Origin of the sequence: Terriglobus roseus (genome assembly GCF_900102185.1) — a bacterium.
Classification (GTDB): Bacteria; Acidobacteriota; Terriglobia; order Terriglobales; family Acidobacteriaceae; genus Terriglobus; species Terriglobus roseus_A.
Genome location: NZ_LT629690.1, coordinates 3,153,003 through 3,168,679 on the forward strand (window position 1 = coordinate 3,153,003; position 15,677 = coordinate 3,168,679).

The following is a 15,677-nucleotide window of genomic DNA, read 5'->3' on the forward strand; positions in this document are numbered from 1 at the left end:
GGCATTGCTTTGCTTTGGAAGCCCTGCGCCAGAAGCGTGAATGAATTTTGGGGGGATGGTGGGCCCACCAGGATTCGAACCTGGAACCAAGGGATTATGAGTCCCCTGCTCTGACCGTTGAGCTATAGGCCCCGTAACGTTAATTTTAACGGGTTACCGCCTTCGCGGCAGTTGGATGGAAATACTTTCGGCTGCTTTGCACGAAGTCATCGTGCAGAAGCGCATTCGCTATGGAACATCAAAACTGATTTCGCGGACGATGCCGTCGCCCGTGGTGCTCCAGATTTCGCGTGTCTGAATGGGTTGTCCGTTTGGGCGCGCGATAAGCAGGTGGCCCTGCCTTGCCGGACAACTCACGCCGGACATCGTCCCGGATTCTCCAACACGGATGATGCTGTCCTGGTCCTGCTCAACTTCACCGCAGATGATCTCCACATGCCCGTGGAATCCCGCAGGCACTTCCACGTGTACTTCACGTGTGCATCCGATGGACACAGACACGCAAAGAATCAGCGACGTCAGAAGTGGGCGGGTCAGCTTGGGCATGGGTAAATGAAGAACAGTACCGCCCAATTCTAACCCGGCCATCCGTGCGTTGCTTTGTGCAACGATCGCTTACTGAGCGTTTGTACCGGGCGTGGTCCCCGTATCTCCAGGTGCAGAAGGATTAATCTTTCCCGCACTGTTCTCCGGTGTGGAGGAACGGACACCTGTGTTGCCGGGACCGGCCGTGGCCGGATTGTCGCCGCGTGGGCCGCTGGGTTCAGCGTGTGTGGGTTGGTTGGCCGTATGCGTGTCTGCCATGGCGTTACTCCTTCCCGGCTTAGGACTGCTGCGACGCTTTCGAGGATGCCTGACGCAGCGACGCCGCTTTCCCCACAGTCCTGCGAATTAATGGGACGATAGAAGACAAGGACTTATATTTCGACCGGCGACGCCCTGTTCACGGGAACGCAGATAAACGACAACCAGCGCACGGCGAAGACCGTGGAGAGATCGAGGATGAAGACTTTGCGACCCGCATTGTTTCTGGATCGCGATGGCGTGATCAACGAAGAGGTTCATTACCTGTGGAAGCCCGAGGATTGCCGACTGGTTCCGGGAATCATTCCGTTGTTACAAACCGCGCAGGCGTTGGGTTATGTCACCGTCGTCATCACGAATCAGGCCGGCATTGGGCGCGGCATGTACAGCGAAGCCGATTTCCACGTCCTTATGGACCACATCCAGGCCGAACTGGCTCCGCATAATGTGCGTCTGGATGCCATCTACTTTTCGCCGTTCCATCCTGAACATGGCGTGGGTGAATACAAGATCGACACCGACTGCCGCAAGCCTGCGCCGGGCATGATTCTGCGCGCTGCAGAAGAACACGGATTGGACATCAGCCGCTCTGTTCTCGTAGGTGATCGGTGTACCGACATTGGAGCCGGTACCGCTGCGGGGATTCCGCATCTGTTTCTCTTCGGCAACACGGAGGCAGCGCCATGCGAAGGTTCATATCGGAAGATCGACTCGCTGGCTGAAGTGGAGAGTACGCTGCGCACGTTGTCCGCGTAAGCAACTTCGTATAATCGCACCTGAAAGTTGAGGTTGGAAGAACGAGCATGGCAGCAAGTCTGGAAGGGCGCGTCGCGCTGGTAACGGGAGCATCGCAGGGCATTGGCAAGGCCATCGCACTGGAACTGGCAAAGGCTGGAGCCACGGTGGCCCTGGCTGCTCGCAATGAAGCCAAGCTGGCCGAAGTGAAGGCTGAGATTGAAGCCGCTGGTGGCAAGGCTGAAAGTTTTGCACTCGACGTGAACAACGAAGAAGCCATCAAGGCCACCGCGAAGGACATAGTCGCGAAGCTCGGCGCAGTGCACATCCTGGTGAACAATGCCGGTGTGACGCGCGACACGTTGATGCTGCGCATGAAGACCAGCGACTGGGACGACGTGCTGGACACCAACCTGAAGGGCGCCTTCCTGCTCACGCAGGCCCTGCTGCAGCCCATGATGAAGGCTCGCTGGGGCCGCGTCATCAACATCTCCAGCGTCAACGGCGAGCTGGGCGCACCGGGACAGGCGAACTACTCCGCATCGAAGGCTGGCTTGATTGGCCTGACAAAGTCCATGGCGCGCGAGTTCGCCAGCCGCAACATCACGGTCAACGCCGTTGCTCCGGGATTCATTGAGACGGATATGACGCACGTGCTGACGGAAGACCAGAAGAACGCCATGCTGGGCGCAGTTCCGCTGGGCCGCGCGGGTACGGTAGCCGACATCGCCGCAGCGGTGCGTTTCCTTGCGAGCGACGATGCTGCCTACATCACCGGACACACGCTGGACGTGAACGGTGGCCTGTACATGGGATGAGCGTCGCCGACGCAAACCCGATCACCATACGCGCCGCGCGCTGGCCACAGGACCTGCCCGCGGCGCAATTGCTTTTGCGGCATTATGCGGAGTTCCTGGTGCACAATCCCGCTGGGCCGGTCAACATCTGCCTGACGGATTACGAAAAAGAACTTGCTACCCTGCCAGAGCGCTATCTGGAACCGGAAGCTGTATTGCTTCTCGCATTCCGCGAGGACGAAGCGGTGGGCTGCGTTGCGATAAAGCAGCGAAGGGACAGACCAGGAAGCTGCGAGATGAAACGACTCTGGACGGAACCGTCCACCCGCGGCGCAGGGCTAGGGCGGAAGCTTATCCAGGCGGCCATGGACTGGTCGCGAGCCCAGGGCGCCACGGAGCTACTTCTGGACACGGTTGCAGAAGCCATGCCGGATGCGGTCCTGCTCTATCGCCGGATGGGATTTGTAGAAACCGAACGCCACAACACGAATCCAATCCCTGGGCTGCTCTTCATGAAGGTGGATTTGCTGTAACCTGTGTGCAAGCCGACCGTTGGTTGTGGCTTTTTGCAATATGCGAATACCGATTCGCAAATTTGCTTTCACCATGTCTTTGCACCATTTACGGGGCATTTGACGCTGGTCTCTCCCTTGTCACGAATCCGCGGTGGTTCCAAACCACCGAACCACGAACTTTGTTCTTGTCAGCGGTATCGGGCCTCTTTACCTTTTGGTCAATGGCTGACATGCACATCATGATGCCGATACCAATGCCTCCGGCAAAAGAGGCGGCCCCCGCGGCGATGAACATCGGGACGACGATTCGCGGCTACCGCCTGCAGAAGGGCATGTCGCAAGGCGATATTGAAAAACGGACAGGGCTTTTGCGCTGTTACCTTTCGCGCGTGGAAAACGGCCACACCGTACCGTCTCTCGAGACGCTGCAGAAGATTGCTGGGGCGCTGGACGTACCACTGAGCCAGTTCTTCGCAGACGACGCGGTCAGCCGCGACGTAGCGGCCATCGCGCTATCGGAAGACGAGATTCGCTTCCTCACACAGATCCAACGCTACAGCGCGCACCTTACTGACGCTGATCGCAAGCTGTTGCTGGCGATGGTGCGGAAGTTCGCCCAGACGGCGTTGACCTAGGACCAAACTCCTCCAAGAGCGAGAAGGGGACGGCGAACTGCCGTCCCCTTCTTGTTAGCTTGTGAGTGAGTTACTGCAAGTTCGACAGGAAGTAGCCGTAGAGCGCCAGCGCGAGCAGTGCCCCGGCAAACGTGACCTTCTGCCGGCTTAGATACGCCTGGCGACCGCTGGTCATGCGCGGCACGAGCGGAAGCCCCAGCAGCAGCCCGAAGAGCAATCCTCCGATGTGCGCGAAGTTATCAATACGCAGACCATCCAAATGGACGCTGTGCATCAACGCTCCGGACATGGACCCAACACCGATCAACAGATTCAACGCGGCAAAAGAGATTACGGAGCGGCGGATGGCATAGAGATCCTGCAAGGGAATGCCATGAAAACCAGGACGCGGCTCCGCCAGCTTCTTATTTGAAAACAGCACGATCAGAATGCCCGCCACGCCAAAGACCGCTCCCGACGCGCCAGCACCCACCACTCCTCCCTGCCCGTTGAAGGTAAGCGAAAGCAGATTGCCGGAGATACCGGTCAGCAAATAGACCGAGCAGACACCAAAGAAGCCAAGCAGAGGCTCACCAATAACGCCCAGATTCCACAGACACCACATGTTCGTGGCCAGATGCAGCAAACCCACATGCACAAACATGGCCGAGACCACACGGAACCATTGGCCTTCCAGGAAAATTTTAGGTGCATCCGTGGCGCCGAAACGAACCAAAGCATCCGGGTCAGGCGAGATGGGATTGACCCCGTGAAGGATCATCCAGAGATAGACGGCGATGTTGATGCCGAGCAGGAGATATGTCGCTGGGGCCTGTCGAAGACGCGGCAGGCGGCTGCCCACAGAACGACGAGCTGCGGCACTTTGCAGTGCTGCATCTTCCCGCTGCACGTCGTCCGCCGGAGTACCGTAGCGGGGGGCGTCAAATTCCGGAGAAGATTCGAGAGACATCGCAGCGTTCGCGGTGCGGCGTTGGGGGAATAAGGTTTAGAGCACGCGTTCGCGACGGCGCTGTTGAACAGAGTGCGAAATCACACCGGGTGCGGGTGTCGCGATAGCAACCAGAATCCACATCAGTACGGACAGCAGCAGTCCCGCAACGGCAATGGTCTGCGTGGTGAGCGCGAGCGAAAGGTGGCGCATGTGGAGTTCAGCAAAGGTCACCTGAGCCCAGGGGCCGCGATGAATGACCATGGTCGCCAGCAGAAACGCGAAAGCTGAGAGCGTAAAGACAGAGAGCAAAACGACATCGATCGTGCGATGAAGACGCTGACGAGCGCGGCAGTGCCAGCACTGGTGCAGGTGGTCTTCGTAAACACCACGAACCTCAGGCGAAACCGACGAAAGGTCGTACCGCCATCCGGAGAGGATGTCCCCGACAACCTGATCTTCGCAGCCGTCTTCGCTGCCCAGCATGGACGCAGCGAATCCGCGTGTGCGAAGGTCTTGCACGTAGGATTTCGGTTCGGTATTCATCATTGGTTCATATCCATTCTAGTTGTTCAGACGCAAGGAAATCCAGTAGTGATTCATTACTTTGTCTTACGCTTCACATAACCAGAGGTTCCATCGGCGCAGCCTGATCTGCAAGTAAAATTCGGTTCCCCAGGAGGCTTGGGTGATTCCCCAATGCCTGCTCTGCGGCGAGACGGGCCAATTCCGGCATATTGTTGCTTTCGGAAAGGTGCGCCAGGATGATTGCGTGGGCTCCGCCGTCGTAATCACGCGTGAGAAATTCGGCTGCCGCGGCATTCGACAGATGCCCCACTCGGGACAAGACTCTCTGTTTGACGCTCCAGGGGTAGGGTCCGTCGCGCAGCATCTCCAGGTCGTGGTTCGATTCCAGCAAAAGGACGTCGCACTTCTTCAGGGCAAGCTTCACATTCTGCGGTACATAGCCAAGATCGGTCGCGAACCCGAAACGTAAACCCTCGCCTTCAAAGACAAATCCACAGGGGTCAGCCGCATCGTGTGGAATGGTGAACGGCATGACGTCGATATCACCGATGCAAAGGCGCTTCCCCGCCTCAAAGTACTCCACCGCAGGGAGATAGGACGGATTGTCACGAACGCTGGATTTGGTTTCCGCTGGCAGATCTTCGCACAGATCGTCTGCCGCGGCAGCCTGTAAAGCCGCTTCGGGGTCCGTAGTGGCGTCAATGGCGTCCACGTCAATATCGGTAGCGAAAAAGTGATCGTCTGGACGATCTTCCTGCGAAGAAGTGGCAATCTGGTGCGCTAAAGCCTGTGCTTCCAGCCGCGCTTCCTTCTCCGCCCGCGTCTTCTCCAGCCACTGCTTGTAGCCCATGGTCGTTCGCGGAGTCATCTGACGCACCCAGGCGCGGTGCGTAGCTTCTGTGAAGTACACGGGAATGTTCAACTTACGTGCCAGAACCGACAAGCCAGCCACGTGATCTGCATGCTCGTGGGTGATGATGACGGCGTTCAGAGCGTAGGGGTCTTCTCCGACCAACTTCATCCGGCGCATCAGCTCGCGGCAGGAAAAGCCAGCGTCCACCAGGATGCGCGTGCGCGATGACGCAATCACGGCGCTATTGCCTTTAGACCCCGAGGCGAGAACCGTCATACGCATCATGAAAGCTAGTTTACTGGTTCGTAACGTGGATTACGAGGTAGTAACTACCTGGATTCAGGGAATCCGTTACGCCTCGCGACGCGGCGCCAGGAACTTCACGGTGCTCTTCATCACGATCTCGCCACGTTGGTTGAAGGCGTTGGTGTAAATCGTCACCAGACCCAACTCCGGCCGCTTTTTGGACGCGCGCAAGCCGATGACTTCCGTCTCGGTATGCAATGAATCGCCGGGACGCACCGGCTCTGTCCAGCGAATCTCTTCCACGCCTGCACCGATCATGCCGCCGTGGACTTTGATTGTGTCCACCCGCATGCGCATAACGACAGCGGCAGTAAGCCATCCAGAGGCAGCCTGCCCTTTGAAGAAGGTGCTCTTTCCGGCGGCCTCGTCCAGATGGAACGGCTGGGGATCGTACTTTTCAGCGAACTCTGTAATCTCGCGCGCCGTGATCTTCACGCTGCCCTTGGATTCAAACTTCTGGCCTAGCTGAAAATCTTCAAAGTAGAGTTCGTCTGCCATGGTGGAACTGTCTCCCCTCGGGTGTCGCGAAATTCTGTCTTCCCTTTATAAGAGCCGCAGTCTATCAAAGGCGATGCTTATAACGGTTTCACGGGCGGTATCCGGTCATCCGCCGACTTCTGCGCTTGTTGTGATTCACTGGTGAAGGCAGATTTGCCCGTTTCCTATGAGTGACCTCTACACGCACGCACGTTCCGCCGCCGACCATCTTCTGGCACAGACAAAGCACCGTCCGAAACTTGGCATCATCCTGGGCTCTGGCCTGGGTGATTTCGCCAACAGCGTAGAAGACGCCGTTGCTGTTCCCTACTCGGAGATACCGCATTTTCCGCAATCGACCGTGGAAGGCCACTCGGGACGCATGGTGCTGGGAACGATTGCTGGTGTGCCCGTGGCTGTGATGCAGGGCCGTGTGCATGCGTACGAAGGCTATCGGATGGATGAGGTGACCTTTCCTGCGCGCGTCCTTGGCCTGATGGGTGTGCAGACGCTGATTGTGACCAATGCCGCTGGCGGCATCCGCGCAGACTTTGCACCGGGATCGATCGTGGGTATCTCCGATCACATCAACCTGACCGGTACAAATGCGGCACTGGGACGCAATGAACCACGCTTTGCCGTGACCCAGGGCAGCGGCCTACGTTTTTTCGACATGACCACGGCATACACGCCACGACTGCTGCAACTGGCGCAGGAGACAGCGCAGCAACACGGATGGTCTATGCAGACCGGCGTATACATTGCCGTTCTGGGACCGAGCTATGAAACACCCGCAGAGATTCGCGCGTTCCGCACGCTGGGTGCAGACCTTGTTGGCATGAGCACCGTACATGAGGTGATTGTGGCGCGACACATGGGCATGGAAGTTCTTGGGCTGTCGCTCGTGACCAATGCTGCAGCTGGCGTTACAAGCGAATCCATTGATCACAGCGAAGTGATGGAGCATGGCAAGCATGCAGCGGAACGCTTCTCCGCCCTGCTGACGGCGATCATTCCCAAGGCGGTCACAGAAGCATGAACCATTCTTCCGGCAGCACGATAAAGCCGGTGGTGCTGGGCGTGGGTGGATGCTCTGGCAGCGGCAAGACGACATTGGCACGCGAACTGGCAGCGCAGCTTGATGCTGTGTTGTTTCCACTTGATTTTTACTATCGCGATCTGGCCCATCTATCGCGTGAAGAGCGCGATCATTACAACTTCGATCATCCGGAGTCGCTGGAGCACGACCTGATCGTGCAGCATGTGGAGCAGCTTCGTCAGAACAAGTCCATTGATCGTCCCAACTACGACTTCAATACGCATTCGCGCGTGAAAGATGTGACGGACCATCTGGAGCCACAGCGATTCATCATCGTGGAAGGCATCCTGGCGTTGCACTACGTCAATCTGACGCCGCTCTATGACCTGACCGTATACGTGGATGCGCCACACGATGTCTGCCTGACGCGACGCATCTATCGCGATACGCGGGAACGTGGGCGTACAGAAGAGAGCGTTCGCGAGCAGTTCGAAACGTATGCGCGTCCCATGGCCGATGAGTACGTGCTTCCCAGCCGTGATCACGCCGACCTGAAGGTTAACGGCACAGAAGCTCTCGACTGGTCGATTGAAGCAGTGCTGGCAGAGCTACGCCGCCGCAATCTCCTGACGTTGGCCTGACGCGTTTTCCATCATCTGCTCCCACACCACGCGGCACATCTCCGAGGCTTGCGTACGATGTCGTGCAGGGATGCCAGTGGTGCGGAACTGCACTGATACGTCGTCGATAGAACGCAGACGCATGAGTTGCAGCAGGTGCGGCATGAGGGTCATGTCGCCCCAGTAGGCAATGCGTTCACGCTGCGTGGCATCGCCATAAGCGATCCATGTGGGAATGATCGGCTCACTGCAGTCCAGCGCTGACTGAAACAGTGCAGCGTACATCGGCAGTATGGTCTCTCCGGGCGATGTTGTCCCTTCAGGAAAGACAACCACGGACTGGCCGCTGCGCAACACGTCTGCGATGGTTCGGTTTGCCGCGACGGCCGCGCGCATGGAAGTGCGGTCAAGGAACAGAACACCTGCACGTTCGCACAGGATGCCAATCAGAGGCCAACGTCGCACATCGGACTTCGCCACAAAGATGGTCGGCGTCAGCGCGGCAAGCACCAGCACGTCCATGTAGCTGATGTGATTTGCAGTGATGAAACCACGCGCCGGCAACACGCCACGCGTCTGCACAGGACAGCGAAGAAAACGCAGGATGCGACGAGCCCATTTCTGCGACCAGCAAGCGCGTTCGTGCATGGTGTGCAGAGGGTGAACTGTACTTTCAATCAACATGCCAAACAACATGGCAAACAAGCCTGTAAGCCGGATGCATGCTATCGGAATGGAGTAAAGCGGTTTTCTCACAGATAGCGTCGTGCGATGCGTGGGTGCATCGTCTCCAAGTCCAGAAGTGTAAGGAAGTCGATGGTGCCGAAGCTGCAATCAATCGCAGGGGTAGAGCAGATGCGAGCACCTACGGCGAGATACGCACGCAGCAAGCGCGGGGGTTCCTGCATGGTCTCTACACCTTCGCGCATCGCCATAGCAAATGCTTTGGTGGGAACAGTCATCAACGATGACTCAATCAGGTACGGTTCCAGTGCGCGAAACACTGCCGTGCCTTCTTCTGCACACTGCGAAGTTAAAGAGCAGCAGCCCATGAGGTAACGCAGGCCGCGCGACTTCGCGTAGCGCATGATGCCCTTCCACAGCAGGTTCAACACCTCAGGAGAGCGATGATCACGATGCACGCAGGCGCGGCCTAGTTCCAGCACGCTGGAACGCATCTCTTCATAAGGTGAAAAGTCGAATTCCTGTTCAGAGTAATAGCCGAAATATTGCCCTGCGACATCGCCACTTTGCAGGCGATATGTACCGATGACTTCGCCAGTTCCTGCATGCTCAACGATCAGGTGGTCGCACACATCGTCATACTGGTCCGTGTCATAGCCTGTGGCATACGACGACGCGAGACCTTCATTCAACTCCACGTTAAACACGAGGAAGCGAAGGCGATACGCAGCAAGACGATCGTCCATGGTGGCTGCGAGACGCGCACGATAGGAACCAAACTCTGCAATGACTGGAGATGAAGTTTCGACCGCAGAAAACGGGTACGCGGAGACAGGGGATACAAGGACACTGGTCGACATAGCGGCTCCGGCGGTGCAGCGTTCTTTGCCTACTGCAATGGAGTTTGGCGCGACTGTGAGAACAGCTTGAAAACAGAATGTGAAAGTACGGGGACACCTGTGTGAGCCAACGATGAATCACGCCCCGCATTCATTTCCTGTAGTCTGACGCAGGTGATTACAGTTGCTCAGGATGTGCGGCACTCATGGCTTCGGCGAACCATCATCTCGCCCGTGGTGCGGCTGCTTCGTCGGGGAGCTTCACCAAAACGACTGGCATGGAGCCTGACGATTGGCTTCATCATCGGCATCAACCCTGTGATCGGTTCCACGACTGTGCTGACGATTGCCGTCTCACACCTGTTCCGCCTGAATCATCCGGCATCGCAGCTTGGCACACACAGCGCTTATCCATTTCAGATTCTGCTGCTGTTGCCTTTTCTTCAGGCAGGCTCGCTGGTCTTCGGCATGGGACCGTTGCCGTTGCAACCATCTGAAATATTGCAGATGGTGAAAACGCATCCGCTGGACCTGCTGCGCACACTGTGGACATGGGAGTGGCATGCGCTGGTGCTGTGGGCCGTCATGGCCGCAGTCTTAACGCCAGCACTGGCGACATTGCTGACACGAATCCTGGAACGCGCCGCGCGCAGGCCACGCGCGGCGGCCTAACTATAGCTACACCACAATCGGAATGCGGCTGATCCCGGCAAGACCGAAGACCTCACGATAATGTTCGACCAGTTCCGTTGGACCGCTTGCCTTTTCGTAATTGTCGGAAAGCTTCACGGATGGGTATCCATTGGCCGCAGTCAGTTTGCAGACCAGCGAGATGGGTTCCAGCGCACCTTCACTGCGGGGATGGCAATCGCGGAAATCATTGGTTAACAAAGTTCCCCAACCTGCAGAGAAGCGAATGCGCCGATCCAAATGCCACTTGCGGGTATCGAGGAAATCCGATGCGCTGCGGAAGTCGCGCACGCTGACACCGGGTGCCACGGTTCCAGAGAAGTACGCATGAAGACTCAGGATGGTCTGCACATCCAAACCATCGCTTGCAATCAGTAGCTTCGTCCTTGGATCTTTCCCGCGCGATGCAAGCCAATTGATGTACTCATCGCCTGCGATAAACGGGTCCTTCGAATCGACACGCTGACCTGTCCAGTCCGCAACCCAGTCCGGTGCATGTTGCAGGAACTGTGTGGTGCCGTAGGTGTCCGGCAACATCACGCGCAGTGCTCCGTGATACGTCTGCTGCCACAGTTCCAGAATGCGATACTGCGACGCCTTCAGTTCCTCATCGTTCGTTGCCATTGCTGCAAGCGCCATGGGCAGTTCATGCGCGTTGGTGCCGATGGCTTCCATGTCGTGCTTGTATGCGAGGAACGTATTGCTTGTGCCAGTGAATGCTGCACCAAGTTCCGAGTGCATCGCCTCCACCACAAATTCCTGCCACAGAAACGAATGACGACGACGCGTGCCGAAGTCTGCAACAGCAAGGCCCGGTACATCGCGCAGTTGTTCGATCTTGCCCCAGAGTCGCGTCTTTGCGCGCGCATAAAGAATGTCGAGTTCAAACTCGCTCATGCCCTTTAATGCTGCGCGTGTCTTCAACTCGTTGAGGATGGAGAGTGCGTAGATCTCCCACATGGTCACGCTGATCCACGAACCTTCAAAGGTCAGTTCAAATTGACCGTCGCGTTCCGCCAAGTGATAGTCGCAGAGCGCAAAGTCGTTCTCAAGCCATTCAAGGAATGCAGGCTCAAAGATGCCGCGTGTTCCGTAAAACGTATTACCCGCGAGCCAGATCATTTCGCTCTTGCGATAACGCAGTTTCTTCACATGATCCAACTGCGCGATGACAGCTTCGCGTGGAATCATCTCCGCCAAACGGAACTTGTGGTTGCGATTGTTCAAGCTGAACGTAACGCGCGTATCGCGAAAGTGCTTCCAGATGAACTGGAGCATGAGCAGCTTGTAAAAGTCCGTATCGAGCAACGAACGCACGATGGGGTCAAGGTCCCAGTTATGGTTATGCGCGCGTTCAGAGAAGTTGATGATCATGGCTGTCCTTATGAGGGTAGCAAGCGCCATATGGTCGCAAAAACGCTTAAAAATAAATTGACAAGCACGCTTGACATGACAAGGACGCTTTACGTAAAGTTTACTTGTCATCAGAGAACGGCCGCTTTGGTGCATCGAGTGAAGGAGAAATCACACATGCTCTTCTGTTCTGGAAATACGAGCCCTGCGAAGCGCCGCTATCTGCAAGGGACCTTCGGGGTCATGATGTCGTATGTCGGCCTGGTTATGTCGTCGCGCATCATGGTGAACCACTGGCATCCCAAGGGCTGGCATTTGTTCGTTGCGGCTGCCCTGCCCACCATTCCCATCCTCTGCCTCGCGTACATTGTGGCGCGCTATCTGAAGGAAGAGCGGGATGAATATCAACGCGACCTGATTGTGCGCAGTATGTTGTGGGCAACAGGAGTAGCGCTTTCACTCTCTGTCTTCTCCGGATTTCTGCGCAGCTACGGTGTGGACACGCAACTGCCAGCGTTCACAGAATTCATTGCCTTCTGGATTACGGTAGGCCTGGTTCAGGCTATCCATTCCATGATGAATCGTGGAGCTGAAGATGAATAACCATCTACGCGATCTTCGAGCGGAACGTGGATGGTCACAGGCGTATCTGGCCGAACAGCTTGAGGTCTCGCGGCAGAGCGTGAACGCCATTGAAACCGGAAAGTATGACCCGTCGTTGCCGCTGGCATTCCGCATTGCGAAGCTCTTCAGCTTGCCCATCGAAAAAATCTTCAGCGCCGACTAATTTCAACAAACACTCTCCAAGCATTGTTCCTGCGGCAGTTCATAACTGCGCGCTCGTCCCCTCTTGTCTTCAAAAACGCATTTTTCTGAAAGGACAACGCCATGAACTTCAATTTCTGCTTTCGTGATTACGCTCTTCCGCTCGCACTGATTCTTGCTGCACTCATGCTGCTCACTTGGCCATCACATGACACTCCGCATCAGCATGCGCATAGCGTTTGCACGATGGACCTGGGTTCGCCACTACCGCTTTAAATACGCCACAGAAGTAAGCGGCGCACGGTACGGCATACGCGGGTCTACTATCGACACCAGGAAGTTTTATCGAAAGGGGTCCCTCTCCCATGCCGTACCGTATCTCCCGCCGTGGCTTTGGAAAACTTGCAGGCATCTTTGCCGCCGCGTCCGCCTCACCCTTGCGCCTCTTTGCTGAAATGGGACACTCACAGTCCACAGCACGTGCCGCAGGGTTGCACTTTCCCAAAGGATTTCTGTGGGGATCGGCAACCGCTTCCTATCAAGTCGAAGGCGCAGTCAATGAAGACGGGCGCGGTCCCAGCATCTGGGACACCTTCAGCCATACTGCAGGTAAAACACACAACGGTGATACGGGCGATGTATCAACGGACAGCTACCATCGTTACGCCGAAGACATTGCGCTGATGAAAGACCTTGGTCTGAAGACGTGCCGGTTCTCGGTTGCATGGTCACGTATCTTCCCCACCGGCAGCGGTCAGGTGAATCAGAAAGGCATCGATCACTATCGCAAGTTCTGCGAAGCTCTTCGTGCCGCAGGCATTGAACCGTATTGCACGCTCTATCACTGGGATCTTCCGCAGGCGCTGGAAGACAAAGGTGGATGGCGCAACCATGACACCGCAAAGATCTTCGCTGATTACGCTGGCTACACTGCAGGCAAACTCAGCGATCTCTGCTCAAATTTCATGACCATGAACGAGATCTGGACGTTCGTGGAACTTGGGTATGGAAACGGTGTCCATGCGCCCGGATTGAAGTTGTCGCGAGGTGAACTCGCGCAGGTTCGGCATCACGCTGTGCTGGGTCATGGATTGTCTGTTGGTGCCGTGCGCGCGGCTGCACCGAAGGCAAAGGTAGGCCAGGCAGAGAACCTGAGCGCAATTGTGCCTGTATATGACTCGCCGGAACAGGTTGCAGCAGCACGCCAAGCGATGGTGGAGCAGAACGCCGGATACCTGACCGTGATGCGCACCGGCAAGTACACCGATCATTACTTGAAGACACTGGGTGCCGACGCGCCAAAGTTCACTCCCGAAGAGATGAAGGCGATTGGTTCACCGCTCGACTTTCAGGGATTGAATATCTACACGGCCACCTATGCACGCGCCGTGAACAACGAGGTTGGATATGACATCGTTGGCGCTCCAGCATCGTATCCACACATGGAAAGCCCTTGGTTAACGATTGGCCCTGATGCTTTGTATTGGGCTCCAAAGCTGGTCCATGAAGCGTTCGGCGTGAACGAAATCTACATTACGGAAAACGGTTGTTCATCTGCCGACGTGCTCGCAGGCGACGGACACATTTATGACACGGACCGCGTGATGTATCTGCGCAATTACCTGATGCATCTGCAACGCGCAGTAAGCGAAGGCATTCCGGTAAAGGGTTACTTCCTGTGGAGCCTGCTCGATAACTACGAGTGGGCCGACGGTTATGACAAACGTTTCGGCATTACTTACGTTGACTTCAAGACGCAGAAGCGCACGCCGAAATTAAGCAGCGATTTCTACAAGAACGTGATCGCGAAGAACTCTCTGTAAGTTATCCAGTAATGGCATGGTCGGCGGGCAGATCTTCGCCCGCCCATACCTTCTTCTGCGTCCACGCTGCGTCCGCGTCGGACCAGAATGGGTGAGAGTGTGCCAAACCCAGCGGAAGCCAAGCCGCGCTGCAAAGATAAAGGCTGCCAGTGGAGATGTACGTTTCCCCCAGCGATGGCTGGTGACCTGCGAGACCAATCTGCAACCAACCCTTGCTGTCGAACGTTCCGGGTGCATTCAACGTGCGCCGCTGCACAGCAGTTAGTGCTCCTCGCACCTGGGAAGGTTTCACATGCTGATCCAGCAGCCCGCGCAACGAGACATCAGCAAGTAATTGGAATGCTCCAGCTCGATAAGTAATGGAACGACCAAGCACAGGAAAGGTTCCATCAGGACCGATCATGCGTTCTTGAATCGAAGCATAGCGCGTAGCGTGCTTCGCAATCTCTTCACGCATGGATTTCCACACTGCAGCTTCATCCCCCAATACCTGCATCAACATCAGCAGATACGGCTGCATTACGTAACTGTTGTAGTTATCTGCATGGAAATCCGGGCCGTCCCCATAAAGTCCGTCGCCCTTGTACCAGCTATGTAATGAGTTGAGCGCATAGGCAACGCGCATCTTGTCGTAATCCGTGCCCAGGCGGAAGAGCAATGCCTCATCCATCGCGGAAAACAGAACCCAGTTATTGAGTCCTGTGAGTACCTTGCGTTCCGCAATCATTGCAGCGATGAGTTGCTGCTTCGTATTCGGAGATAACGTATCGATCAACTGCTTTGGCGCACGCAACATCGCAAGCGCAAGAAACGATGCGTCCACCACCGTCTGCGAGGAATCACCAAAGCGCATGTAATCCGGCGACGCAGGATCGACTGCGGAAGCGATCGCTTCTTTCGCCATCGTGCGATACCGTTCGCGCAGTTTTGTCTCTCGTGCGCTCTCACCTGAGGAAGCATCAAGTTCCAACCACGGCGCGAGCCCCATCATCAATCGTCCGAGCGCTTCGAGATGTGTGCCAATGGCGCGTTCTGCTTCGTGGCCCTTCACGGCTTCGACTGGCATGGTCTTACGAAGTTCACGTTTCGAGAGCGAAGAGAGGACTGGCTCAGAAACCTTCTCAACCCAGTTAAGCCACGTGGAACGATCGTCGGCGTGTCCAACACCGGCATCATGGGTCTGTGCATTACCGAATGCTGGCGCGATGGCGGCAAGTGCAGCGCTTCCGAGAAAGTTACGGCGATTCATCTTGGGTTGTTGTCCTCGTGTGCAGCATCCTATCGCG

20 protein-coding genes and 1 tRNA gene are annotated in these 15,677 nt (G+C 56.4%); 10 read left to right on the forward strand and 11 right to left on the reverse strand.

Annotated elements, in window-relative coordinates; genetic code table 11:
• Positions 1-56 precede the first annotated feature (56 nt).
• From BLT38_RS13125 to BLT38_RS13135, 3 genes are all read right to left on the reverse strand, one after another.
• Positions 57-132 (reverse strand) — tRNA-Ile (locus tag BLT38_RS13125).
• Between the two features lie 96 nt (positions 133-228).
• Positions 229-588 (reverse strand): hypothetical protein, encoded by a 360-nt coding sequence (locus tag BLT38_RS13130; RefSeq protein ID WP_156785124.1) that lies wholly within the window; start codon positions 586-588, stop codon positions 229-231.
• Between the two features lie 27 nt (positions 589-615).
• Entirely contained in the window at positions 616-804 is a 189-nt protein-coding gene (locus tag BLT38_RS13135; protein WP_083345588.1) for a hypothetical protein, read from the reverse strand.
• Positions 805-957: 153 nt separating this feature from the next.
• On the opposite strand from BLT38_RS13135, the gene BLT38_RS13140 reads away from it, so the two are divergent.
• From BLT38_RS13140 to BLT38_RS13155, 4 genes are all read left to right on the forward strand, one after another.
• On the forward strand, positions 958-1,560 hold the full coding sequence (locus tag BLT38_RS13140; RefSeq protein WP_331711425.1) for an HAD family hydrolase: 603 nt from the start codon (positions 958-960) through the stop codon (positions 1,558-1,560).
• A gap of 47 nt (positions 1,561-1,607) precedes the next feature.
• The gene (gene fabG / locus BLT38_RS13145) at positions 1,608-2,357 is read left to right on the forward strand and encodes a 3-oxoacyl-[acyl-carrier-protein] reductase (RefSeq protein ID WP_047489620.1); all 750 of its coding nucleotides are present in this window, start codon (positions 1,608-1,610) and stop codon (positions 2,355-2,357) included.
• On the forward strand, positions 2,354-2,869 hold the full coding sequence (locus tag BLT38_RS13150; protein ID WP_083345590.1) for a GNAT family N-acetyltransferase: 516 nt from the start codon (positions 2,354-2,356) through the stop codon (positions 2,867-2,869). Before fabG ends, BLT38_RS13150 begins: the two co-directional genes overlap by 4 nt.
• A gap of 236 nt (positions 2,870-3,105) precedes the next feature.
• Entirely contained in the window at positions 3,106-3,486 is a 381-nt protein-coding gene (locus BLT38_RS13155) for a helix-turn-helix domain-containing protein (RefSeq protein ID WP_231966489.1), read from the forward strand.
• Positions 3,487-3,556: 70 nt separating this feature from the next.
• Here BLT38_RS13155 and BLT38_RS13160 read toward each other — a convergent pair whose 3' ends face one another.
• The 4 genes from BLT38_RS13160 to BLT38_RS13175 form a co-directional block, all read right to left on the reverse strand.
• Positions 3,557-4,435 (reverse strand): rhomboid family intramembrane serine protease, encoded by an 879-nt coding sequence (locus tag BLT38_RS13160; protein ID WP_231966491.1) that lies wholly within the window; start codon positions 4,433-4,435, stop codon positions 3,557-3,559.
• A gap of 36 nt (positions 4,436-4,471) precedes the next feature.
• On the reverse strand, positions 4,472-4,963 hold the full coding sequence (locus BLT38_RS13165) for a hypothetical protein (RefSeq protein WP_047489628.1): 492 nt from the start codon (positions 4,961-4,963) through the stop codon (positions 4,472-4,474).
• A gap of 70 nt (positions 4,964-5,033) precedes the next feature.
• On the reverse strand, positions 5,034-6,080 hold the full coding sequence (locus BLT38_RS13170; protein ID WP_083345592.1) for an MBL fold metallo-hydrolase: 1,047 nt from the start codon (positions 6,078-6,080) through the stop codon (positions 5,034-5,036).
• A gap of 66 nt (positions 6,081-6,146) precedes the next feature.
• Entirely contained in the window at positions 6,147-6,599 is a 453-nt protein-coding gene (locus BLT38_RS13175; RefSeq protein WP_083345593.1) for a MaoC family dehydratase, read from the reverse strand.
• A gap of 166 nt (positions 6,600-6,765) precedes the next feature.
• On the opposite strand from BLT38_RS13175, the gene BLT38_RS13180 reads away from it, so the two are divergent.
• Together BLT38_RS13180 and udk are read left to right on the forward strand one after the other, a co-directional pair.
• Positions 6,766-7,617 (forward strand): purine-nucleoside phosphorylase, encoded by an 852-nt coding sequence (locus tag BLT38_RS13180; protein WP_083345594.1) that lies wholly within the window; start codon positions 6,766-6,768, stop codon positions 7,615-7,617.
• Complete coding sequence (gene udk / locus BLT38_RS13185) at positions 7,614-8,258, forward strand: uridine kinase (protein WP_083345595.1); 645 nt, start codon at positions 7,614-7,616, stop codon at positions 8,256-8,258. The genes BLT38_RS13180 and udk overlap by 4 nt, the downstream gene beginning before the upstream one ends.
• On the opposite strand, the gene BLT38_RS13190 is transcribed toward udk, so the two are convergent.
• Positions 8,226-8,933, reverse strand: coding sequence for a lysophospholipid acyltransferase family protein (locus BLT38_RS13190; protein ID WP_156785125.1), 708 nt, complete (start codon positions 8,931-8,933; stop codon positions 8,226-8,228). The two genes, udk and BLT38_RS13190, sit on opposite strands and share 33 nt — an antisense overlap.
• A gap of 56 nt (positions 8,934-8,989) precedes the next feature.
• Positions 8,990-9,781 (reverse strand): GNAT family N-acetyltransferase, encoded by a 792-nt coding sequence (locus BLT38_RS13195; RefSeq protein WP_083345597.1) that lies wholly within the window; start codon positions 9,779-9,781, stop codon positions 8,990-8,992.
• A 153-nt stretch (positions 9,782-9,934) separates the two neighbouring features.
• Between BLT38_RS13195 and BLT38_RS13200 the strand changes: the two genes are divergently transcribed.
• A complete protein-coding gene (locus tag BLT38_RS13200) occupies positions 9,935-10,432 on the forward strand; it encodes a DUF2062 domain-containing protein (protein WP_083345598.1) in 498 nt (165 codons plus the stop codon).
• A gap of 6 nt (positions 10,433-10,438) precedes the next feature.
• On the opposite strand, the gene BLT38_RS13205 is transcribed toward BLT38_RS13200, so the two are convergent.
• Positions 10,439-11,824 carry a nicotinate phosphoribosyltransferase gene (locus BLT38_RS13205; RefSeq protein WP_083345599.1) on the reverse strand — a complete coding sequence of 462 codons (1,386 nt, stop codon included), beginning with the start codon at positions 11,822-11,824 and terminating at the stop codon, positions 10,439-10,441.
• A 156-nt stretch (positions 11,825-11,980) separates the two neighbouring features.
• Between BLT38_RS13205 and BLT38_RS13210 the strand changes: the two genes are divergently transcribed.
• From BLT38_RS13210 to BLT38_RS13220, 3 genes are all read left to right on the forward strand, one after another.
• Positions 11,981-12,406, forward strand: a complete 426-nt coding sequence (locus tag BLT38_RS13210) for a hypothetical protein (RefSeq protein ID WP_083345600.1) — start codon at positions 11,981-11,983, stop codon at positions 12,404-12,406.
• Positions 12,399-12,590 (forward strand): helix-turn-helix transcriptional regulator, encoded by a 192-nt coding sequence (locus BLT38_RS13215; RefSeq protein ID WP_083345601.1) that lies wholly within the window; start codon positions 12,399-12,401, stop codon positions 12,588-12,590. Before BLT38_RS13210 ends, BLT38_RS13215 begins: the two co-directional genes overlap by 8 nt.
• A 343-nt stretch (positions 12,591-12,933) precedes the next feature.
• A complete protein-coding gene (locus BLT38_RS13220; protein WP_083345602.1) occupies positions 12,934-14,391 on the forward strand; it encodes a GH1 family beta-glucosidase in 1,458 nt (485 codons plus the stop codon).
• A gap of 1 nt (position 14,392) precedes the next feature.
• On the opposite strand, the gene BLT38_RS13225 is transcribed toward BLT38_RS13220, so the two are convergent.
• Positions 14,393-15,640, reverse strand: coding sequence for a DUF2264 domain-containing protein (locus BLT38_RS13225; RefSeq protein ID WP_083345603.1), 1,248 nt, complete (start codon positions 15,638-15,640; stop codon positions 14,393-14,395).
• Between the last annotated feature and the right edge of the window lie 37 nt (positions 15,641-15,677).